The organism is Haloarcula sp. MBLA0163, from assembly GCF_055632435.1.
Genome location: NZ_CM145745.1, coordinates 3159960 through 3180355 on the forward strand (window position 1 = coordinate 3159960; position 20396 = coordinate 3180355).

The 20396-nt window shown below is 65.8% G+C and carries 20 protein-coding genes and 1 tRNA gene; 13 read left to right on the forward strand and 8 right to left on the reverse strand.

The genetic code is table 11. The annotated features are described in order from the left end of the window. Positions 1–153 precede the first annotated feature (153 nt). Positions 154–1161 (reverse strand): DUF7961 domain-containing protein, encoded by a 1008-nt coding sequence (locus ACV7GQ_RS16860; RefSeq protein WP_470311364.1) that lies wholly within the window; start codon positions 1159–1161, stop codon positions 154–156. A 157-nt stretch (positions 1162–1318) separates the two neighbouring features. On the opposite strand from ACV7GQ_RS16860, the gene ACV7GQ_RS16865 reads away from it, so the two are divergent. Continuing rightward, entirely contained in the window at positions 1319–2371 is a 1053-nt protein-coding gene (locus tag ACV7GQ_RS16865; protein ID WP_470311365.1) for a hypothetical protein, read from the forward strand. A 132-nt stretch (positions 2372–2503) separates the two neighbouring features. Here the strand turns inward: ACV7GQ_RS16865 and ACV7GQ_RS16870 are convergent, their stop codons facing one another. Further along, positions 2504–2698, reverse strand: a complete 195-nt coding sequence (locus tag ACV7GQ_RS16870) for a hypothetical protein (RefSeq protein ID WP_470311366.1) — start codon at positions 2696–2698, stop codon at positions 2504–2506. 204 nt (positions 2699–2902) lie between these two features. Between ACV7GQ_RS16870 and ACV7GQ_RS16875 the strand changes: the two genes are divergently transcribed. Both ACV7GQ_RS16875 and ACV7GQ_RS16880 read left to right on the forward strand, forming a co-directional pair. After that, positions 2903–3910, forward strand: a complete 1008-nt coding sequence (locus ACV7GQ_RS16875) for a tyrosine-type recombinase/integrase (RefSeq protein WP_470313178.1) — start codon at positions 2903–2905, stop codon at positions 3908–3910. Positions 3911–4156: 246 nt separating this feature from the next. Next, complete coding sequence (locus ACV7GQ_RS16880) at positions 4157–5164, forward strand: threonine aldolase family protein (RefSeq protein WP_470311367.1); 1008 nt, start codon at positions 4157–4159, stop codon at positions 5162–5164. Here the strand turns inward: ACV7GQ_RS16880 and ACV7GQ_RS16885 are convergent. After that, a complete protein-coding gene (locus ACV7GQ_RS16885; RefSeq protein ID WP_470311368.1) occupies positions 5161–6675 on the reverse strand; it encodes a M61 metallopeptidase family protein in 1515 nt (504 codons plus the stop codon). The genes ACV7GQ_RS16880 and ACV7GQ_RS16885 overlap by 4 nt on opposite strands. A 143-nt stretch (positions 6676–6818) precedes the next feature. On the opposite strand from ACV7GQ_RS16885, the gene ACV7GQ_RS16890 reads away from it, so the two are divergent. Both ACV7GQ_RS16890 and ACV7GQ_RS16895 read left to right on the forward strand, forming a co-directional pair. Then, the gene (locus tag ACV7GQ_RS16890; RefSeq protein ID WP_470311369.1) at positions 6819–7259 is read left to right on the forward strand and encodes a TRAM domain-containing protein; all 441 of its coding nucleotides are present in this window, start codon (positions 6819–6821) and stop codon (positions 7257–7259) included. Between the two features lie 47 nt (positions 7260–7306). Beyond that, entirely contained in the window at positions 7307–8089 is a 783-nt protein-coding gene (locus tag ACV7GQ_RS16895) for an SDR family oxidoreductase (RefSeq protein WP_470311370.1), read from the forward strand. Here the strand turns inward: ACV7GQ_RS16895 and ACV7GQ_RS16900 are convergent. Together ACV7GQ_RS16900 and ACV7GQ_RS16905 are read right to left on the reverse strand one after the other, a co-directional pair. After that, positions 8086–8319, reverse strand: coding sequence for a hypothetical protein (locus ACV7GQ_RS16900; protein WP_470311371.1), 234 nt, complete (start codon positions 8317–8319; stop codon positions 8086–8088). The two genes, ACV7GQ_RS16895 and ACV7GQ_RS16900, sit on opposite strands and share 4 nt — an antisense overlap. Before the next feature lie 321 nt (positions 8320–8640). Continuing rightward, positions 8641–8940, reverse strand: a complete 300-nt coding sequence (locus tag ACV7GQ_RS16905) for a DUF7091 family protein (protein ID WP_470311372.1) — start codon at positions 8938–8940, stop codon at positions 8641–8643. Between the two features lie 236 nt (positions 8941–9176). On the opposite strand from ACV7GQ_RS16905, the gene ACV7GQ_RS16910 reads away from it, so the two are divergent. The 3 genes from ACV7GQ_RS16910 (at position 9177) to ACV7GQ_RS16920 (ending at position 11547) form a co-directional block, all read left to right on the forward strand. Next, entirely contained in the window at positions 9177–9719 is a 543-nt protein-coding gene (locus ACV7GQ_RS16910; RefSeq protein WP_470311373.1) for a hypothetical protein, read from the forward strand. 274 nt (positions 9720–9993) lie between these two features. After that, a complete protein-coding gene (locus ACV7GQ_RS16915) occupies positions 9994–10935 on the forward strand; it encodes a replication factor A (RefSeq protein WP_470311374.1) in 942 nt (313 codons plus the stop codon). Next, positions 10936–11547, forward strand: a complete 612-nt coding sequence (locus ACV7GQ_RS16920; RefSeq protein ID WP_470311375.1) for an RPA family protein — start codon at positions 10936–10938, stop codon at positions 11545–11547. A 25-nt stretch (positions 11548–11572) separates the two neighbouring features. Here the strand turns inward: ACV7GQ_RS16920 and ACV7GQ_RS16925 are convergent, their stop codons facing one another. Next, positions 11573–11989 carry a VOC family protein gene (locus ACV7GQ_RS16925; RefSeq protein WP_470311376.1) on the reverse strand — a complete coding sequence of 139 codons (417 nt, stop codon included), beginning with the start codon at positions 11987–11989 and terminating at the stop codon, positions 11573–11575. Between the two features lie 126 nt (positions 11990–12115). Between ACV7GQ_RS16925 and ACV7GQ_RS16930 the strand changes: the two genes are divergently transcribed. Then, entirely contained in the window at positions 12116–12547 is a 432-nt protein-coding gene (locus ACV7GQ_RS16930) for a DUF8146 domain-containing protein (protein ID WP_470311377.1), read from the forward strand. Between the two features lies 1 nt (position 12548). Here ACV7GQ_RS16930 and ACV7GQ_RS16935 read toward each other — a convergent pair whose 3' ends face one another. Next, on the reverse strand, positions 12549–13001 hold the full coding sequence (locus tag ACV7GQ_RS16935; protein ID WP_220617486.1) for a DUF5814 domain-containing protein: 453 nt from the start codon (positions 12999–13001) through the stop codon (positions 12549–12551). A gap of 182 nt (positions 13002–13183) precedes the next feature. Here ACV7GQ_RS16935 and ACV7GQ_RS16940 point away from each other — a divergent pair. Further along, a tRNA-His gene (locus ACV7GQ_RS16940) sits at positions 13184–13254 on the forward strand. A 55-nt stretch (positions 13255–13309) separates the two neighbouring features. On the opposite strand, the gene ACV7GQ_RS16945 is transcribed toward ACV7GQ_RS16940, so the two are convergent. Further along, complete coding sequence (locus tag ACV7GQ_RS16945; RefSeq protein WP_470311378.1) at positions 13310–14503, reverse strand: site-2 protease family protein; 1194 nt, start codon at positions 14501–14503, stop codon at positions 13310–13312. Positions 14504–14858: 355 nt separating this feature from the next. Between ACV7GQ_RS16945 and ACV7GQ_RS16950 the strand changes: the two genes are divergently transcribed. The 3 genes from ACV7GQ_RS16950 to ACV7GQ_RS16960 all read left to right on the forward strand — a co-directional run bounded on the left by ACV7GQ_RS16950 (position 14859) and on the right by ACV7GQ_RS16960 (position 20387). Then, on the forward strand, positions 14859–16937 hold the full coding sequence (locus tag ACV7GQ_RS16950; RefSeq protein ID WP_470311379.1) for a DEAD/DEAH box helicase: 2079 nt from the start codon (positions 14859–14861) through the stop codon (positions 16935–16937). Between the two features lie 39 nt (positions 16938–16976). Beyond that, a complete protein-coding gene (locus ACV7GQ_RS16955; RefSeq protein WP_470311380.1) occupies positions 16977–18458 on the forward strand; it encodes a hypothetical protein in 1482 nt (493 codons plus the stop codon). A gap of 69 nt (positions 18459–18527) precedes the next feature. Then, a complete protein-coding gene (locus ACV7GQ_RS16960) occupies positions 18528–20387 on the forward strand; it encodes an SLC13 family permease (protein WP_470311381.1) in 1860 nt (619 codons plus the stop codon). Positions 20388–20396 lie beyond the last annotated feature (9 nt).

Here is a 20396-nt window from a genome sequence, read left to right on the forward strand (position 1 = left end):
ATTGGATACGTTGCCCTGCTGGATGCGATTCCAGCATCAACGCCGTGACCCTCCCGAACAGTCGGATAGGCTTCCAGTGCGTAGCCTGTGGTCGGAAGATCGAGTCGCCGGTCCAGCGCGTCGAGGACGATTACCGAACCGTCGACGGCTGACTCACTCGCTCGCGATAAATTCCAGTTCGTCGCGTGAATAGCTGTAGATCGACAGCTCCTCCTCTTCACAGTGGTCCTTTAGATTTGCCGGTGATACCTCGTCTCCACGCGGGCCTTCGTAGACAATACTCACTTCCTCGCCGTCGACGTCGACCACGACCGCCGGATTCGGATCGTCGTGAGACGACTTGATGACGTAGTCACCGACTGTGAACGGGTTATCTGCAAATTTCAGATTCGCGTGTTTGTAGGTGTAGAGATTCACGTCCTGGTCGTCACAATACGAGGAGAACAGCGCCGGGTCGATGTCTCGCCAGTCTCCAGGTCCCTCGTCGAGTGAGCTGGGGAATGTCACTCTGACTCCTTCACCGTCGAGTTCCTGTCCGTACAGTTCTATCTGTGTCTCCGGTGGTAGCACCTCGACGACGACGCCGACCGATGCCTCTTCTTCGCCTCGTTTCTCGACACGATCTCCCGGCTGAAACGGGTTCTCGGGTTTCTGATTCATGTTCGCCGTGTTCGGTCCGAGATCCCGAAGTTCGTTCATCGGGCGCGTCGCTAAGTGTTCGAGCTTTTCAGGAGAATTGCCCGAGAACTGTTGCTCAGTCTCGACCTTCGATTTCAGCGTCTCAACCCGCTCCCATCCCAGCATGATTAGACTGTCCTCGTTGTCTCGGTGCCACACCATCACCAAAATATCGTCATCTGAATCGTTCTCGACCAGTGTCTCGGGATGGAAGGCAGACACGTCACGCGAGGTTTTCACGTCGATTTCGTACCCGAAGACTTCGAAATCGTGTCCGGAGAAACTTTCAGGGTTGCATCTCCGAATTGCGTCCTCATTCTTCCACTCCCACATCTCTGCTGGGAGATACTCTCGACAGAACTGCTCGAAAGCGATTTCACCGAGGTTCCCAATCCGTTTGGCGTCGATGTCGTCAGCCCCCTGTTTGACGGCCTGGTGGTTGGCACGCTTTCGGTCGATCTCGTCTGGCGTGAACTGATACACACATCATTTCGCTGTCTCTATTGGTATGAATATTACTGCTAATTAATCGAAATTAGTCTGGTATCGACGGGCATGTTCAAGAGTAGATTACTAGACCAAGTATACTCTGGGTATACTTAGACCAAAGATTTATTTAGGTCCTAATGTATGTTAGAGTATGCGACCCAATGTCGATATTCCGTGGTCGATACACGGAAAAATCAAGCAGCACGCCGAACAGACTGACCAAACGATTGAGGAAGCGTATATTGAGGCACTTGAGAAAGGAGTCAGCGATCTCCCGGAACAACAAACCAATGTTACTCTACCTAAGTCGGGTTACAACGATTTCGGACCACGACTGATTCGAACTCAAGGGTCTGAATCGCACGACATTAACAATTCGGTGACGTGTCACCCGTTCTTCCGTCTTGGTGAGGACTCAATGGAAATCAGAACACGGAATGATGACATGTCTGCTGACGATTTCATCAACCGACTGGCGAGATTACATAATGTGGGGAGACTCAGCACGTCTTGGTTCACAGTTCATCAACTGGGCGGTGCGCTTGTTGGGCGTGGTCCTGCAAATCTCGCCACGGCTATCAGAGAGGCGCGTACTACATTCGCTGATGAAGAAATTCCGACGTACAAAAACGGCCATCTTCTTTATATAGCCAACCTCGCTTATGAGAGCGAGTATCTAATTATCAGAGCCGAATTGCCACAGATGCCCGGTAATAAACAGGTTCTTTCGAACGTTGAACTTCGATTCATAACCGAAGGCGTACCGGTCACTGGAGCACTTTATCAGCGTCTCGCACGGGCCTTCGGGTTCAATGAACTATTCAATGCTACGGAGTTCACACTTCCACGAACCGGGTTTAATGCGCCGGAAGGAAGTTCACTAACAGTCACCGAGCAAATCACCACAGGAGAAGAGAATTATGACGACCCGAGTGTGACTGGTTTAATCGTCGAGAACCCTATGCAGAGTGACGATAATCTCTTAGACTATCTGAAAAATGAACTTAGCGGTTCAGGAGCAAAAGATGCTGCACACCAAATCGATGTGCTCGCGAATTACGATGAACTGTATTGTGATCTCACCCACAACCACGGACTTGCTGATGACCGTGAGTACGAGTTCAGAGGGTTAAGCGCGACGTACATTCAGCCTCTATTTAACCGAAATAGTACTTGGAACATTACAATCGATATTGACTGGTGATTCATGGTAATGAATTGAATGTAGAAGCCGGCCTTCCAATTTACAGAAATCGACTTTCCTACCACATCGACTAAACCCAGGGACGCGAACCTGTTTCTGCCTGAATTGTTGGCTTAAACAAAACCGATTCAGTCATTCGCTCTCGACTGCTTCACGGACAACTTCGACGACGAACTCTCTCCGCTCCTCCTCAGACAATTCCTCATCTTGTTCGTCCAGCACTTCCAGCACCTCCAGTTTCAGTTTGATCGCGTCACGAACCCACTCCGATCTGGAATCACCGTACGTGAGCGTACTGTCGAGTTCGTCTAGAAGTTCCTGCTCCATGCTGAAACTGGGTTGTGCCATCTTGCTACGTTGGTGCATTGCCAATTAGTTAATTCCTCACTTGCTTAGTTGCTAATCAGCTAATTTGCTAAAGATTTATTAGCATCAAGCTAAATTAGCAATTCGTATGATAGCCGCCCAACTGACGGAGGTGGTGCCTCCGTGAAGGACCTCGATCCTATCTCGCCGGTCGACGCCGTCGAGATGTTCATCGACGCGATGCGCGACGAACACGCAGAATCGACACGCAAGGCCGAACGACACCGGCTCCGCGCCTTCGTCCAATTCTGTGATGAAGAGGGAATCGAGAACCTGAACGAACTCTCCGGTCGTGAACTATTCCAGTACCGTATCTGGAGACGGGAGGGACAGGGCGACGGTCGAGAACCAATCAAACTGGTCACGCTGAAAGGCCAACTGGCGACACTCCGCCGGTTCCTCCGGTTCGCCTCGAACATCGACGCCGTCCCGCCCGAGCTGTACGAGCAGATCACGCTGCCGACGATGAAGAACGGGGAAGACGTGTCGGATTCGACGCTTTCTCCTGAGCGTACCGTCGAAATTCTCGACTACCTGGAAGGCGCGCAACCGGGTACCCGTGACCACATCATCCTCCTGCTCCTGTGGGAAACTGGTGCTCGGACAGGTGCGATTCGCGGCCTCGACCTCGATGACCTCGATCTCGACGGAACCCATCCTCGGTTCTCCGGTCCTGCTCTCCAGTTCGTCCATCGTCCGGATCAAGGGACTCCGTTGAAGAACCAGCAGAAAGGAACTCGCTGGAACCGAATCAGTGAGAAAACCGCTCGCTATCTCGAGGACTACATCGAGTATCACCGGGATGGGGTGACGGATGACTACGACCGTCGACCACTGATCACTACTGAGTACGGCCGACCGGCAGGTAACACGTTCCGGACGACACTGTATCGAGTCACACGCCCATGTTGGCGCGGGGAAGAGTGCCCGCACGACCGCGACATCGAGGAGTGCGAAGCGACCCACCTCGACAAAGCGAGTAAGTGTCCTTCCTCCCGTTCGCCGCATGACGTTCGTAGTGGCCGGGTGACGTACTATCGTCGAGAAGACGTCCCTCGGCGCATCGTGAAGGATCGGCTCAACGCGAGCGAGGACATTCTGGATCGCCACTACGACCGACGTTCTGACCGAGAACAGGCTGAACAGCGAAGCGACTTCCTTCCAGACCTATGAAACGAACTGTTGCCAGTAATCGAGTCGCACAGACCCGAAAATTCCGCTCCCACCGTGCCCGTGAAGCCGCCGAGCGACAGCGAAGCGTGCTCAACCGCAGCACGCAGGGGTTTCGAATCACGGTCGACCGAGCGAAGCGAGGTCTAGCATCGGGTGAGAATCCCACCGTGCCCGCTTCTGCGAGGCGGCGCTCGGCCGATAGGAACTGCCCCCGACCTTTTGGGGGTGCGATTGCTACGCAGGCGCATGATCGACCTCCGGAGCGACACCGTCACCCGGCCGAGCGACGCGATGCGCGAGGCGGCCCGCGACGCCGCCGTCGGCGACGACGTCTACGGCGAGGACCCGACGGTCAACGAACTGCAAGCGCGGGTCGCCGACGTGCTCGGGACCGAGGCGGCCCTGTTCGTCCCGTCGGGGACGATGGGGAACCAGGTGGCCGGACGGACACACACGGAGCGGGGACAGGAGGTGCTCTGTGAGCGCGAGAGCCACATTTACAAGTGGGAACTCGCCGGCCTCGCACAGCACGCGCAGGTCCAGCCGCGCACGCTCGACGGCGACGCCCGGGGCGTCGTCGGGCCCGAACAGGTCCGCGAGGGGTACGTCGAGGCCGACGGTCACCGGGCCGGCACCGGGTTGCTCACGCTGGAGAACACGCACAACAGCAAGGGCGGCACCGCCATCGCCCCCGAGCGCATCGCCGAGACCGCGGCGGCGGCTCACGACCTCGGCGTCCCGGTCCACCTCGACGGCGCGCGCCTGTTCAACGCGGCGGCGGCCCACGACGTCCCCGCCGCCGAGTTCGTCGCCCCCGTCGACACCGTGATGTGCTGTCTCTCGAAGGGGCTGGGCGCGCCGATCGGGTCGGTGCTGGCCGGCCCCGAGTCCTTCGTCGAGGCCGCCCACCGCAACCGGAAACTGCTCGGTGGCGGGATGCGGCAGGCGGGCATGGTCGCCGCCCCGGGCCTCGAAGCGCTCGCCAACCGGGACCGACTGGCCGAGGACCACCGCCGGGCCGAGCGACTGGCCGCGGGGCTGGCCCGCATCGACGGCCTCTCGGTGGAGTCGCCGGAGACGAACATCGTCCTCGTCGAGACGGACCGGCCGGCCGAGGCGTTCCTCGAGGACTGTGCCGACGCGGGCGTCCAGGGGGTCCCGTTCGACGACCACGTGGTGCGCTTCTGTACCCACTGGGACGTCGACGACGACGACGTCGACGCGGCTATCGCGGCCGTCGAGCGGGCGGTCTAGCGCGGCCGGTCCCGCCAGAGGGCCCCCGCGAGGACGAGCCACACGGCGAGGACGGCGAGCCAGAGCGGCACCGGCGGCACGTCCGAGCCCCCGGGGGCGTCGCGGTCGCCACCGGTTCCGGACCCGCCGGCGACGCCGACGCGGTCCGTCGCCGCCCGTCCAGTCGCCGCGTCGCTCTGCCCTCCCACCGCGTCGGCGACCCGGGTCTCGGTGTCGTCGGCCTGCTTGTCGGCCATCGCCGACTGGTACGGGTCGGTGCCGCGCTGTCGCTCCACGTGTGTCGGAACGCCGTCACCGTCGGGGTCCGCGGGGACCGGCGGTGCGGGGCCGGTGACGGCCTGCCGCACGAACGCCTCGAGGTCCTGCCCTGCGACGGCCGAGACCGTCTCGGCGAACAGCGAGAGGGTGACTCGCTCGTCGTTCCGCGAGAGCCGTCGGAGGACGGTCGCGAAGGTGTGCTCGCCGCCGGTCGCCTGCCGGATGTGGACGTCGAGGGCGGCGACGACGCGCGTCCCCTTGTCGTACTGGACGTCGGGCGACGGCCACGTCCCCGGGCGGGTGAGGTTCGCGTCGTGGTACCGGTCGTTCGTCACCCGCTGTCGGTAACGGTCGTAGCCGATGCGGCCCTGCAGATACGTCAGCCGGGCGGCGTAGTAGTCGGCGCTCCCCTCGTCGAGCCACGTCATCCCGGCGCTGGTCCGGTAGGTCTGGCGCGTGTGGCGGTACTCGTGGACCCAGACGTTGGTCGGCACTCTGACGGGTTCGCCGGCGTTGACGAGGGCGACGGGCGCGCCGTTCGACGGCGTGTACCCGCCGACGGCGATGTCGTTCGGTGTGGCGATGATTGTCACGGTGTCGTGGCGCTCGCCGATGGTGGTCCGCCGCTGTGCGTCACTGACGGTGTCGAGGACGACCGCCGGGTCGGGTTCGAGGGTCGCCGCGTCGGGGACGACCAACCGGACGGTACCGTCCGGCGTCGTCCGAGTCATCGTTTCGTGGGGACCGACGAAGACGGCCGTCTCGCCGCCGACGCCGCGTTGTCCGGCCGCGACGGCCATCGTCTCGTTCCAGCCGGGGTCGGGGCCGGCCTGCCAGCGCCACCGGGCGTGGAGCGCGACCTCGCGACGGACGACCAGCGACCACTCGGCGGTGTCCGCGGTCCGCTGGCCGTACGCCGTCCGCAGGCCGACCGGCACGGTGTAGGTCACCGAGACGGTGTCGCCGTCGCCGTCCCAGCGCCAGCGGCCCCCGGTCGAGGCGAGACCGTCGGCACGCAGGACCGTCGCGTTCGCCGGTGGCCGGACCGAGAGCCCGTTCACGCGGTCCGGGACGTCGACGACGGCCGTGACCTGGACGCGACCCACCGCCGACGGGAGGCGGTCGACGACGTAGCGGACGTCCATCGTCCGGGGGTCGTCGCCGTCGTCCACCTGCGGCTCGGCGGCCAGCACCGACGGCGCGCTGACCAGAATCACGAGACAGAGGAGGGCTGCCACGGCGCGGGTCCCCATGCGTGTTCGTTCCTCGCTATCGTGTGACACGTTGTCGGGCCAGTGTGAAAAGCGTTCGGCGGACGGCGCCGCGTTCGAGACGGCGCACTGCCGCCCTCTGGCAGGTCGCAAGCGTTTTGCCGGCGGCCCATCTACCGGTTGCTATGCCCGACTGTCCGCTCGCAGACGAGTGCCCCAGTTTCACCGAACGCATCGAGGGCATGGGCTGTACGCACTACGGCGACCGAGGTGGCGCCGAGTGGTGTAACCACTACAACCAGCCCATCTCGGACCTCAAGAGCCAACCCGTCAAACCGGGTCAGGAGGTCGTCGTCACCGTCGACGACATCCACGAGAGCGGCGCCGGCGTCGGTCGGACCGAGGACGGCTTCATCGTCATGGTCGACGGCGTCCTGCCGCCGGCCAAATCGAAGGTCCAGATCACCAAGGTCCGCTCGAACCACGCGCGGGCGGAGGAACTCGAACGCCTCGAACTCGACGAGGAAGAAGACGACGAGGACGACGACGAGGGCGGCTATCAGGGCGACGACGATGACGAGGAGGACGAACGGCTCGGCAGCCGCGACAACTTCTGGGGCAGCTAGGACAGTCACCACGGAGCTTTTTGGGTCACTCGACCGTCGGGTCGGCTATGGACCTCGAACTCGACGGCAATGCCGCACTGTGTACCGCCGCGACGAGCGGACTCGGACTCGCGAGCGCGGAGCGACTGGCACGCGAAGGCGCGGACGTCGCCGTCTGCGGGACGACCCCCGACCACGTCGACCGGGCACGCGAGCGGTTGGACGCGGCCGGCGACGGCGACGTACTGGCCGTGCAGGCCGACATCACCGACCGCGACGCGGTCGAAGCGCTCGTCGAGGAGACCGTCGAGACGTTCGGCGGGCTTGACCACGTCGTCACGAGCGCCGGCGGCCCCGCACCGGGGCCGTTCCTCGACACGACCGAGCGGGAGTGGTACGGCGCCTACGACGTCCTCGTGATGAGCGTCGTCTGGACCACCCGTTTTGCCTACCCGTACCTGCGCGAGTCCGAGGCCGGCACCATCGTCAACATCACCTCCCGGTCGGTCGCGGAGGTCATCGACGACCTCGTCCTCTCGAACGCCGTGCGCCGCGCCGTCATCGGCCTGATGAAGACCCAGGCCCGCGAGTTCGCTCCCGAGGTGCGCGTCAACGCCGTCCTCCCGGGCGCCCACGAGACGCCCCGCATCGAGGAACTCGTCGAGGACGCCGTCGAACGCGGGGAGTACGACTCCTACGAGGCAGGCATCGAGTCGTGGTCGGACGCGCCACTCGGGCGGGTTGGACAGCCGGAGGAACTCGGGGACGTAGTCGCCTTCCTCTCGTCGGCCCGATCGTCGTACGTCACCGGGACGTCGGTGCCGGTCGACGGCGGGTCGATGCGGAGCTAGCGACCGGGCCGCTCGAACCGGTCCCTGCTGGACCCGCCCCCGGCCGCGAGTTGCCAGACGAGGAGCCCCAGCGAGACGAGCGCGACGGCCGCCGTCGCGACGTAGCCGACGCTCCCGACCGGGAACAGGTGCTCGGGAAAGAGCGCCGCGAACACCAGGAGCCCGACGGCCGAGAAGCCGGCCAGCAGCGGCACGACCGTGAGCCAGAACCGCCGCGCTATCCCGTCCATACTGCCCGCGTCACCGCCGACGGTAATGACACTTTCCCCGACACTGTACCGGTGGTCCCCGCCGGTAACCCCGCCGTCGCCGTCCAGTCGAAACGCCCCTTCGACACCCCGGCCACACCGACACGCGCTCACACGACGCCCGGAGATGGTCGAAAAGCGCCGCCTCGGCGGCCGAAACGGCGGAGGCGACACGTCACACGGCCCGCGTGACCGACTCCCAGACCCCCTCGTTTCGACTGCGAACCGACCCGCCGCTGGTAGGTCCGTCGGTTGTCACCTTCACGATTGTCGCGCGCCGCCTCGCCGTCGGCCCGGGCGCGGTCACCACGTCTCGACGGTGCCGTCCCGGATGTCCTCGACACAGCCCTGACAGTCGGGGTGGTCGGCGTCGAAACAGTCGGGGCGGGAGACGGGGTCCAGCGAGACGGCGCGGCGCTCGGCGTGGCGTCGACAGACGATCCGCGCCCGTCCGTCCTCGTCGCGGGGGAGGCCGGCGAGTGCGGCGCGCTTCCCGTCGCTGTACGCGCGCTTGGCCTCCGAGAGCTGGTTCCCGACCGACCGGAGCGTCCCCTGGATGAACCGCCCCAGTCTGGCGTCGTCTCGCTCGTCGCCGTCACCCATACCGCCACGTAACGACTGCCGTCAAATCAATCTTCTCGCGTGCCGCGCTCCCGCGGCGGACCGCGCTCGGGGACCTCGGTGGCGGAAACGCGGTGTCGATGCCGACTCTGTTCGTTCAAGCCGGATTAAAACGACGGGTAGACGGCCTAAATCGATTGAATCCGCGTTAATCCGCGTTTTCGGCTTGGCCCCTTGAAGTGGTGTCGGCCTACAGAGTCGGGTGGAGTCAACGCACGATGAAGCTCACTAAAATCGCTGGCGCGCTGCTGGCCGTCCTCGTCGTCACGGGGTCGGCGGCGGCGCTGCCCGCGGCGGCAGGCGCACAGGCTTCGGACAACGCGGACGGCGCACAGGCCGACGAGTACGCCAACGAGACGGCGGCCGACGCCGAAGATAACGCCGCCGACAGCGAGGAGATGGCGGCGACGAACCAGACGAACGAGTCGGACGCGGCGGCGAACGCGAGTGAGGCCGCCGACAGTCAGGGTCCGCCCGCCGACGTCGGCCCCGACGGCGAACGCGGCCCGCCCGCGGACCTGCCCGAGCAGGTGCCGGACTTCGTCAGCGAGATCCACTCGCTGGTCCAGCAGCACATGGCCGGTGACCTCGAGGGCGACCTCGGCGACCAGATCAGCGACGTCACCCCTGACGACGCCGACGACAGTGATGCCGAGAACGAAGACGAGAACACCGAGACCGAGGATAGCGACGAGTCCGACGACGAGACGACCGAGACCAGCACGGACAGCGACGACGAGACGACCGACAGCGAGCAGTAACCCGTCTGCTTCTTCGCCCGTTCCCACACCCGACGCACGTAGCGACGCGTGTCGGACCGACTCGCCGGTGACACGCCAGAGTCGCCTCGTTCGGTCCCCGACACCAGAGCTACAGCAACGGTCTGTCTGCCCACGTTCCTCTCGCCGTTCCAGTCACTCCTGGCGTCGCTGTCGACCGGTTTCACTTCCACCGCGCCGGGGGAGGGTTTATACCTGAAGCCGACCAAACGTCGACTGTCTCCCATCGAAAACAAGGCGGAGACAGTGACAGCACATGACTGCATCAGATTTGCGTACCCAAGCGGAAGAGATACACGAGCAGTTTGCCGACCAGCTGGACCTGGACGTCGACGACGTCGAGGAGCGCCTCGACACGCTGGTCAACGAGTACAAGGTCCCCCTCAACGAGGCCCGCCGGAGCGTCACCAACACGTACCTCGACGAGGCCGGGATGGACCGCGACCAGCTCGGCGGCGGTGGCGGCGGCAACGAACAGGTCGAGGTGGCCGACGTCGACTCGCCCGAGGAGTGGGTCGACATGCGCGTCACCGTCGTTGAACTGTGGGACCCGCGCGCCGACGCCGTCGCGCAGGTCGGGCTGCTCGGCGACGAGACGGGCACCATCAAGTTCACCAAGTGGTCGAAGTCCGACCTCCCCGAACTGGAGGAAGGGAAGTCCTACGCCCTGCGGAACGTCGTCACCGACGAGTATCAGGGCCGCTTCTCGGTGAAGCTCAACCGGACGACCACCATCGAGGAACTGGACGAGGAGATAGAGGTCGGCGACGACAGCGTCGAGGTCGAGGGCGCACTCGTCGACATCCAGTCGGGGTCGGGCCTCATCAAGCGCTGCCCCGAGGAGGAGTGTACCCGCGTCCTCCAGAACGGCCGCTGTAGCGAACACGGCGAGGTCGAGGGCGAGTTCGACCTCCGCATCAAGGGCGTCCTCGACGACGGCGAGGAGGTCACCGAGGTCATCTTCGACGAGGCGGCCACGGAGCAACTCACCGGCATCACCCTCGAGGAGGCCAAGGAGATGGCGATGGACGCGCTCGACACCACCGTCGTCGCCGACGAGATGCGCGAGGACATCCTCGGGCGCTACTACCGGGTCACCGGCCCCACGTTCGGCCGGTACGTCCTCGCGGACGACCAGGAGCGACTGACCGGGACCGTGGACGCGGACGAAGTACTCATCAAAGCGAGGTCGATATAGATGGCGAGCACCCCCACCCGCGAAGTCGCCCGGCGCGTCTTCGCCCGCGAGTTCAACGACGCGAGTTACACGTTCAAGGAATCCGACGACGACCGAGCGCCGGTGTACGTCCTGTTGCCGACGGGCCAGCGCGCCAACCGCGTGTTCCTCGTCGGGACGCTGACCGAGACGGAGGACGTCGGCGAGGACAGCGAGTACTGGCAGGGCCGTGTCGTCGACCCCAACGGCGACACGTTCTTCATGTACGCCGGGCAGTACCAGCCCGACGCCGCCTCGATGCTGCGCGAACTGGAACCGCCGGCGTACGTCGCCGTGGTCGGCAAGCCACGCACCTACGAGACCGACGAGGGCGACGTGAACGTCTCGGTCCGGCCGGAGTCCATCTCGCAGGTCGACGAGGCCACGCGTGACCGGTGGGTCGTCGAGACGGCCGAGCGCACCTTAGAGCGCATCCGCCGGTTCGGCGACGCCGACCCCGAGGACCCCGACGTCGACGAGTACATCCAGATGGCACACGAGGAGTACGGCGGCGACGTCGAGCGGTACCGACAGGCCGTCGTCGGCGCCCTAGAGAGCATGCAGGACGAGCAAGCGGAAGCCAGCGCCGACTGAGTCGGTCCCGACGGCTTTTTTCGCGCTACGTCTCCAGCAGTTCGACCAGCGTCCCCGCCGGGTCCCGCAGGAAGCAGATGCGCGTCCCGCTCTCTGTCGTCTGTGGCGCTGAGAGGGTCTCCACGTCCTCGGGCAGCCCCTCGTACACCGCGTCGAGGTCCTCGACTGCCAGTCCGAGGTGGGTCGCGCCGGGCTGGTTCAGGGCCGCCTCGGGGCGGTGCTCGCCTTCGGGCGTGTACTCGACGAGTTCGACGCGTGCACCGCCGGCGTCCAGATGCGCGAACTCGGCGCTCGCGCCCGGGACGTCGACGCCCGTGGCGAACGCGTCACCGCCGACGGAAAAGCGGGTGAGCACGTCCAGTCCGAGGACGTCGCGGTAGAACTCGACGGCGCGTTCGAGGTCGCTGACGGTCACGGCGTGGTGGTGTGCGGTCGCGTCCATGTCCGGGGCGGGGAGCGGGGCGGGCTAAACCGCTTCGCTCTCGGCCGCGTTTATTCCGGTGACCGTTCGAGCGTGCGAGCGTCTGACAAACGATTAAATACGATGAGTCACGAGTAGGACACAACGATGGGGAACAAGAACAAGACCATCTCCTTCCGCGTGAGCGAGGACAAGTTCGAGACGCTGCGCGAGATCGCGGAGGAGCGTGACATCTCCCTCTCTGCGGTCTTCCGGGACTACGTCGACACGCTGGTGGCCCACGACGGCCAGGTGAAGGTCGCGCCGGAACACGAACTGGAAGACGCGGCCGAGGAGAGCAGTACCGAGAGCTTCCCGCCGAAAGTCGAGGTGCCCAAGAGCTTCGTCCGCGAGCACGAACGCCTCGAACTGGAGGCCGAACACCTGCGCGAGCAACTGGAAGAACACAAGCGCTACGTCACCAAACTGCGCCAGCAACTCGACGAGATGGACCAGGACGAGGTCATCCACCTCGAAGACTTAGACGAAGGCGAGGAGGAGGACGCCTCCTACCGCATCGGCAGTTTCGAGGACGTCTGAGCTACACCAGCCGGTTGCGCCGTCGCTGCACTTCTTCTGCCACCTCGCGGTTGCCGTCGACGTCCGCCAGCGTCTCGACGGCTTCGAGGGTCCGCACGCTGTCGTCGAGGAACGAGAGCACGTCGCCGGGATACGCGTACAGCATGTAGTCGTCGCTCATCACGTCGACGATGGCGTCCGGACCCAGCCCCTGTTCGCGCAGTTCCAGCAGGTACGCGACGAACTTCCGCTCCGGACAGCCACAGTGGGGTGCGGCCTGACAGTCACAGTCCATGAAGTCCTCGGCGAAGTCGAGCACCCGCTCACGCGAGGCGTCGTCGAGTTTGGCCAGCCCCTCGCCCTGAAAGAGGATGTCCAGCGTCGCCCCCTTGAACGCGCCTTTGGGGAAACTCGTCTCCAACTGGGAGACGAGCTGCTGGTGGTTCTTGACGTAGATCTTGTCGGTGATGGCCACGCTTGGGCCTGTGTACGCCGTGACCGTGTAAAAGCGTCTCGGCACGGTCCGGCCTGTACTCACACAGTGTTCGAACTGACGCGTGAGCCGACACTGTGCCTCGTTGTCGCCCCGCTATGGTCTCGAGAGTCGTAACGTATTTCTGTGACAGCAGGGTATCTACGGATGCCTCAACGAGCGTGTCCGGGTTGGGGTAGTGGTATCCTTCAGCCTTGTGGTGGCTGAGACGTGGGTTCAATTCCCGCACCCGGACCTCGACTCTCTACTACCGAACCTCGACCGGAGAGCGGTGCGGCCGGCGGTGGCCGTCACGGCTCCGGCCGCAGCGTCCGTGACTCGGACCCGCCGATGGAGCCGTACTCGCTGCTGGACTTGATGATGGAGAGCGCGGTCATGATGTCCGAGCGGGTGAGCAGGCCGAGGAACGCGCCGTCCGCGTCGGTGACGACCAGGCGGCCGACGGAGTTCTGCTGGAGCTGGGTGAGCGCGTCCATCACGTCGGCGTCCGGCGAGACGGTGTAGAGGTCGGTGGTCATCACGTCGCCGACGGTGTAGGCGTCGCGCTCGACCTCCCGCACCGCGCGGGCGTCCTCCAGGGTGACGAGGCCGACGACCTCGCCGTCCTTCTCGACGGGGTAGCCGGTGTGGCGTTCCTCGAACATCGTCCGGATGAGCTCCCGGACCGAGAGCCGCGGGGTGACCGACGTGACGTGGTCGGCGGGGGTCATCACGTCCCGGACGGTCACCCCCTCGAAGGCGGCGGCCATCGTCGTCTGGCGGGACTCGCCCTCGGCGCCGATGTAGATGAAGAAGGCCAGCCCGGCCAGAAAGATGTTGCCGGCGACGAACAGGCCGAACAGGCCGAGCATGACGGCGAATATCTTCCCCACCTCGGCGGCGATCTTCGTCGCCCGGGCGTACGGACGGGTACGGGCGAGCAGGGCGCGCAGGACACGCCCGCCGTCCATCGGGAACCCCGGGAGCATGTTGAACACCGCGAGCGCGAGATTCATGACGGCGAGGTAGGCCAGCACGAAGCGGGCGGCTTCCACAATCGTCGACTGGGTGCCGGGGAGGACGACGAACGCGACGTACGATAGCCCGCCCAGCGCGACGCTGACGGCGGGGCCGGCGACGGCGATGGCCAGTTCCTGCTTCCAGTCCTCGGGCGTCTCGGTCAACTGGGCGATGCCGCCGAACAGCCACAGCGTGATGGAGTCGATGGGGTAGCCGTAGCGGATGGCGACCAGCGAGTGGCCCAGTTCGTGCAGGACGACGCCGGTGAAGAGGCCGACGGCGGCGACGACGCCGAGCACCCAGACCAGACTCCCGTCGGTCAGTACGGCGGGGTCCAGCCCCGCCCCGAGCGAGTCGTTCAACAACGCCGTCGTTTGCTCGACCTGCGTCCCGATGATCCACGCGAACAGCGGCAGGACCAGCAGGAACGTCAGGTCGAGCTGGATGGGGATGCCGAAGGCGCTCCCGATGCGGAACCGACGCATGTGATACTGTTGTCGGCCGACCGACTTAAACGCGCTGTGGCTAGCAATCTGTCGAACAGCGTCCGTCGCAACCACTGCAGACAGCCAGAAAGCCCCAGCCGTCTGCAGTCCCGCGACTCGCTGCGCCCTGCCCTCGCTCACTCCGTTCGCTCGGTGCAGTGCTCTCGTCGTCGGGGGTCCTGCAGACGGCTGCCCCTTTCAGTCCCTCCCGGTCGGCTGTTCCACGGGGCGGGACTGAAAGCAGTCGGGGGCTTGCTGGCTGTGCTGAACCGTCCTCGCTGGTGACTCTCTCGGGTGTTCCGTGTTCGCTTCCGTGTCGAGTGACTGAAGTAGGTGCCACGTCGTACCTACAGGCGTGTCGCAGCAGGCCGCGAAGGTGGATACGCTGTTCCTCCACGAGCACGGCGAGGACGTCCGGGTGGTCGCCCAGCGAGACGGCGGGCGCCTGTTCCACGGCGTCCTCGAACTGAAGGAGACGGACGCGGGGCCGCGACCCCGCCGCCTCCGCATCAAGGACGGCTCCGGGGAGGACCTGCGCGCCCCCGACCAGTTCGTCGAACTGGCGCGCCGAGCCACGCGTATCCGCATCTCCGAGCAGACGTCGCCGCTGGCCCGCGAGCGCATCCGCGAGATGCTCGACGGCTACCAGCTAGAGGCGAAGGTAGTCCGGACCTGTCGGTACTGCTCCTCGGCGGGCCGGTACTCGCCCATCACGAGCGAGACGGCCATCGAGGCCGACGGGGAGACCATCTGCCCCGACTGCGCCCGCGAGGAACTCGACCGGGAACTGGCCTTCGAGGGGGACATCACCGGCGACGCCCGGAAACGCCTCGAAGAGCTCCTGCTGGAGGTGCAGGATCTGGACCGCATCACGAACCTCCTGTCGGGCCAACTGGACCCGGACCTGACGAAGTTCGACGAGATATCGGCGACCGTCGACGACATCGACCTCGTGCCGACCGAGACGCTGAACCTCCATCCGGGCATCCAACAGCACGTCGAGTCGCGGTTCGACACGCTGCTGCCGGTCCAGAGCCTCGCCGTCGACCACGGCGCGATGGACGGACAGGACCAACTCGTGGTGTCCGCGACGGCGACGGGGAAGACGCTGGTCGGCGAGCTCGCCGGACTGGACCGCGTGCTCAACGGCAAGGGGACGATGCTGTTCCTGGTGCCGCTGGTCGCGCTGGCCAACCAGAAGTACGAGTCGTTCAAGGAGCGCTACGGAGACATGGTCGACGTCTCCCTGCGCGTGGGTGCGAGTCGTATCGCCGACGAGGGCGGCCGGTTCGACCCCGAGGCCGACGTCATCGTCGGCACCTACGAGGGAATCGACCACGCCCTGCGGACGGGCAAGGACCTCGGCTCCGTGGGCACCGTCGTCATCGACGAGGTGCACACGCTCGGCGAGGACGAACGCGGCCACCGACTAGACGGCCTCATCTCGCGGCTGAAGTACTACTGCGAGCGCGGGACGACAGAGGCCGCCCGTCACGATCGGGGCGGTGGCGAGCAGGCCGACGGGGACACCCAGTGGATATACCTCTCGGCGACGGTGGGCAACCCCGGCGAACTGGCCGCGAAGCTGGGCGCGCAACTCATCGAGTTCGAGGAGCGCCCGGTGCCTATCGAACGCCACGTCACCTTCGCCGACGGCCGCGAGAAGATAGACACGGAGAACAAACTGGTCAAACGGGCGTTCGACACGAAATCGAGCAAGGGGTACCGCGGCCAGACCATCATCTTCACCAACTCCCGGCGGCGCTGTCACCAGATATCGCGCAAACTGGAGTACAGCTCCGCGCCCTACCACGCCGGGCTGGACAACCGCAAGCGCCAGCAGGTCGAGAAGCAGTTCGCCGACCAGGAGCTGGCCGCCGTCGTCACGACGGCCGCCCTCGCTGCCGGGGTGGACTTCCCGGCCTCGCAGGTCGTCTTCGACTCGCTGGCGATGGGCATCGAGTGGCTCACCGTCCAGGAGTTCGAGCAGATGCTCGGCCGTGCGGGCCGGCCCGACTACCACGACAAGGGGACGGTGTACCTGCTGGTCGAACCCGACTGCTCGTACCACAACAGCATGGAGATGACCGAGGACGAGGTGGCGTTCAAGCTCCTGAAGGGGGAGATGGAACCGGTCATCACCCGCTACGACGAGGGCGCTGCCGTCGAGGAGACGCTGGCGAACGTCACCGTCGCGGGCACGCAGGCCAAACGGCTCAACGACCGGATGGTCGGCGAGGTGCCGACGAAACACGCGCTCGGCAAACTGCTGGAGTACGAGTTCATCGACGGCCTCTCGCCGACGCCGCTGGGGCGGGCGGTCACCCGACACTTCCTCGCGCCCGACGAGGCGTTCCAGTTGCTCGACGGCATCCGGAAGGGGCTGGACCCCTACGACATCGTCGCCGAGATGGAGCTGCGCGAGGAGCAGTAGGGGCGTACCTTCTTGTAGACAGGCCGTCTTGCGGTGGCCATGGGGCTGTTCGACAGCCTCCGCCGTGCCGTCGGCGGGGGCGACGACGGGGCGGACGAGACCGAGGCGCGACCGGACCTGGTCGACGTCACCGCACTCGGTCCCGACGCGTTCCGTGACCGTGCCGAGAACGCCGCCAGCGACGGCGACCCGCTCGACTTCTCGGTGGCCTCGCTCGAACGGCTCGACGAGGCCATCGCGGCCAAGGACGACTGGACCGAGCGCAGGCCGTCCGACGGGACCGCCTACTCCCCGAAGACCGTCCAGTTCGGGAGCTACCTCGGCGAGGTGCTGGTCCGGACCCACGACGGCGAGTGGACGGCCGACGACGGCTGGAGCGTCACCGTCACCGGTCGCGAGGGAGACGTGACCGTCGCCGTCTTCGAGGTGGCCGCCCGGTCGGTTGCCGGCGACCCGGTGTTCGCCGCCGTCGCCGAGCGGTTGGCGGCCGAACTCGACCTCGCCGAGGAGGACGGTTCGGCAGGGGCCGAGTCCGTACCCGGCGACGACGAGACAGCGCCCGGTCCGGCGGATGACCAGCCCGACGAGGACCCGGTCTCCACCGCGTCCGAGGCCGACGGACGAGTTGCGGACACGCCAGCGGACGCGCCGGCCGAGGCGGCCGACGACGCGCGCGACGAGGCGGTGCCCGGCGAGGTGTACCCGACGATGGACGCCGTCGAACCCGGGGACGGAGGCGACGACGAAGCGGCGACTGCTGTCTCCGAGGCCGACGAGACCGTCGCCGACGGGGTGTTCCCGACGATGGACGCTGCCGACCCGACGGCCGAGAGCGAGACGACCGACGCGGCCGAGACCGAGCAGTCGGACGTCGACCTGCTCGGGTCGGGTGCGGCCGAGTCCGACGCCGAAACCGCCGTCGACCGGTCCAGCGAGAGCGACACGACCCCGGCCGTCGAGGAGGGCACTGCCCCCGCCGACGCGGCGACCGACGGCGACGTCGAGACGGACACGCCGACCGCCGCCGACCCGACCGCTGGGGCCGGCGCCCCACCTTCGACGACGGACGGGAGAGGCCCAGCCACGGAGACCGCTCCCACGGCGGGCGACGGCCTCCGCGCCGAGTACGCCGCGACGGCAGCGGAGTTCACCGACTTCTGGACCGAGCACGACCTCGACTTCACGCCGGCGTCGCTGGCCCGCCTCGACGACCTGGTCGGCGCCGAGTGGGACGACGACCGGTTCGAGGACGCGACGTTCGGGAGCGAGGCCACCTTCGACGACCGCGCGTTCACCAGCGTCACCACCGAACTCGGGAGCTACTTCGGCGAGGTGCTGGTCCGCGCACTCGACGGCGAGTGGTCAGCCGACACCGACCACGAGGCCGTCGTGGTCGTCGAGGGCGCCGACGGGCCCCTCGCAGTCCCGGTGTTCCAGGTGGCGGCCAACTCCCTCCGGACGGTGCCGGTGTTCGCCCGGAGCTACGAGGCCCTACTCGCCGACCTCGGTCGGGACGCCTGACGCAATCCGCAATCTTTTGGCACCCCCGGTCTACTCACCGGTGTGTCGTTGCCTCCGGTCACGCCCGCCATGGCGTTCGTGTTCGCGCTGATTCTCGTCGCCCTCGCGCTGTTCGCGACGGAGGCGGTGCCGGTCGACGTGACGGCCATCGCCGTGATGGTCGCGCTGATGCTGGCCGAACCCGTCACGGCGACGCTCGCCGACGCCGGCCTGCTGGCCGAGCCGCTGTACGTACTCCACCGACCGGGCGACGACGTCTCGCCGCTGACACAGGGGCTCTCGGGCTTCGCCTCGACGGCTACCGTCACCGTGCTGGCGATGTTCATCCTTTCGGACGGCGTCCAGCGAACCGGCATCGTCCAGATTCTCGGGCGGAAACTCGCCTCGCTGACCGGCGACAGCGAGACGCGCCAACTGGGCGCGACCGTCGGCCTCGTCGGCCCCATCTCCGGCTTTATCAACAACACCGCCGCCGTCGCCATCCTCCTGCCGATGGTGACCGACATCGCTCACAACGGCAAGATTTCGCCGTCGAAGCTCCTCCTGCCCCTGTCGTACGCCTCGATGTTCGGCGGGATGCTCACGCTCATCGGCACCTCGACGAACATCCTCGCGTCGCAGCTCTCCGCCGAGTTGCTCGACCACCCGTTCGGGATGTTCGAGTTCACCCAACTGGGCATCGTCGTCACCGTCGTCGGCACCGTCTACCTGATGACGGTGGGTCGCTGGCTCGTCCCCGGCCGCATCGAGGCCCGCGAGGACCTCACCGACGAGTTCGAGATGGGCGAGTACCTCACCGAGGTCGTCGTCCGCGAGGACTCCCCCATCGTCGGCCAGACGGTCCGGGAGGCCCTCTCGGAGACGGAGTTCGACGTCGACGTCATCCAGCTCGTCCGGGGCGACCGGGTCTTCCTCGAACCGCTGGACCCGAAGTCGATCCAGCCCGGCGACGTGTTCGCGGTCCGGACCGACCGGGACACGCTGGTGGAGTTGCTCGACGCCGAGGGGCTGGACCTCATCCCAGAGGTCGACGTCGACGACGCGGAGCTCGAGAGCGCCAGCGAACAGCAGAACCTCGTCGAACTCGTCGTCGCGCCGGGGTCCTCGCTCGTCGGCGAGACGCTGGTGTCCTCGAACTTCCGGCAGCGCTACGACGCGACGGTGCTGGCCCTGCGCCGCGGGCGCGAACTGTTCCGCCAGCGGATGGACCGCGTCAGCCTGAAGGTCGGCGACACGCTCCTCGTGCAGGCGACGTCCGACAGCATCGAGCGGCTGAACGTCAACCGCGACTTCATCGTCGCACAGGAGGTCCAGCGGCCGGACTTCCGCCGGTCGAAGATTCCCGTCGCCGTCGGTATCGTCGCCGCCGTGGTCGGCGTCGCCGCCCTGACCCCCATCCACATCGTCGTCTCGGCACTGGCCGGCGCCGTGGCGATGGTGCTGACCGGCTGTCTCCGCCCGCAGGAGCTGTACGACGCCGTCCAGTGGGACGTCATCTTCCTGCTCGCCGGCGTCATCCCGCTGGGCATCGCCTTACAGGAGACCGGCGGCGCGGACCTGCTGGCAGACCTGTTCGTGCTCGCGGCGCCCGGCTTGCCCGGCATCGTCGCACTGGGACTGATGTACGTCGTCACGGCCGTCCTCACGAACGTCATCTCGAACAACGCCTCCGTCGTGCTGATGATTCCCGTCGCCGTCGAGGCCGCCCAGCAGCTGAACGCCAACGCCTTCGCGTTCGTCCTCGCGGTCACGTTCGCCGCGTCGACGGCGTTCATGACGCCGGTGGGCTACCAGACGAACCTCCTCGTCTACGGCCCGGGCGGCTACCGCTTCACCGACTACCTGAAGGTCGGTGCCCCCCTGCAGGCGGTGTTCGCCGTCGTGACCACCCTCGGCATCGCCTTCTTCTGGGGACTTGCGCCCGCGTGACACGGGGCG

Excerpts from the sequence above, each read along its gene's own strand:
- ACV7GQ_RS16960 (WP_470311381.1), top strand. The coding sequence starts at position 18,528 with ATGGCGTTCGTGTTCGCGCTGATTCTCGTCGCCCTCGCGCTGTTCGCG.
- ACV7GQ_RS16900 (WP_470311371.1), bottom strand. The coding sequence starts at position 8,319 with ATGGACGGGATAGCGCGGCGGTTCTGGCTCACGGTCGTGCCGCTGCTG.
- ACV7GQ_RS16945 (WP_470311378.1), bottom strand. The coding sequence starts at position 14,503 with ATGCGTCGGTTCCGCATCGGGAGCGCCTTCGGCATCCCCATCCAGCTC.
- ACV7GQ_RS16875 (WP_470313178.1), top strand. The coding sequence starts at position 2,903 with ATGTTCATCGACGCGATGCGCGACGAACACGCAGAATCGACACGCAAG.
- ACV7GQ_RS16905 (WP_470311372.1), bottom strand. The coding sequence starts at position 8,940 with ATGGGTGACGGCGACGAGCGAGACGACGCCAGACTGGGGCGGTTCATC.
- ACV7GQ_RS16915 (WP_470311374.1), top strand. The coding sequence starts at position 9,994 with ATGACTGCATCAGATTTGCGTACCCAAGCGGAAGAGATACACGAGCAG.
- ACV7GQ_RS16955 (WP_470311380.1), top strand. The coding sequence starts at position 16,977 with ATGGGGCTGTTCGACAGCCTCCGCCGTGCCGTCGGCGGGGGCGACGAC.
- ACV7GQ_RS16890 (WP_470311369.1), top strand. The coding sequence starts at position 6,819 with ATGCCCGACTGTCCGCTCGCAGACGAGTGCCCCAGTTTCACCGAACGC.
- ACV7GQ_RS16880 (WP_470311367.1), top strand. The coding sequence starts at position 4,157 with ATGATCGACCTCCGGAGCGACACCGTCACCCGGCCGAGCGACGCGATG.
- ACV7GQ_RS16865 (WP_470311365.1), top strand. The coding sequence starts at position 1,319 with ATGCGACCCAATGTCGATATTCCGTGGTCGATACACGGAAAAATCAAG.
- ACV7GQ_RS16870 (WP_470311366.1), bottom strand. The coding sequence starts at position 2,698 with ATGGAGCAGGAACTTCTAGACGAACTCGACAGTACGCTCACGTACGGT.
- ACV7GQ_RS16925 (WP_470311376.1), bottom strand. The coding sequence starts at position 11,989 with ATGGACGCGACCGCACACCACCACGCCGTGACCGTCAGCGACCTCGAA.
- ACV7GQ_RS16885 (WP_470311368.1), bottom strand. The coding sequence starts at position 6,675 with ATGGGGACCCGCGCCGTGGCAGCCCTCCTCTGTCTCGTGATTCTGGTC.
- ACV7GQ_RS16920 (WP_470311375.1), top strand. The coding sequence starts at position 10,936 with ATGGCGAGCACCCCCACCCGCGAAGTCGCCCGGCGCGTCTTCGCCCGC.
- ACV7GQ_RS16930 (WP_470311377.1), top strand. The coding sequence starts at position 12,116 with ATGGGGAACAAGAACAAGACCATCTCCTTCCGCGTGAGCGAGGACAAG.
- ACV7GQ_RS16895 (WP_470311370.1), top strand. The coding sequence starts at position 7,307 with ATGGACCTCGAACTCGACGGCAATGCCGCACTGTGTACCGCCGCGACG.
- ACV7GQ_RS16910 (WP_470311373.1), top strand. The coding sequence starts at position 9,177 with ATGAAGCTCACTAAAATCGCTGGCGCGCTGCTGGCCGTCCTCGTCGTC.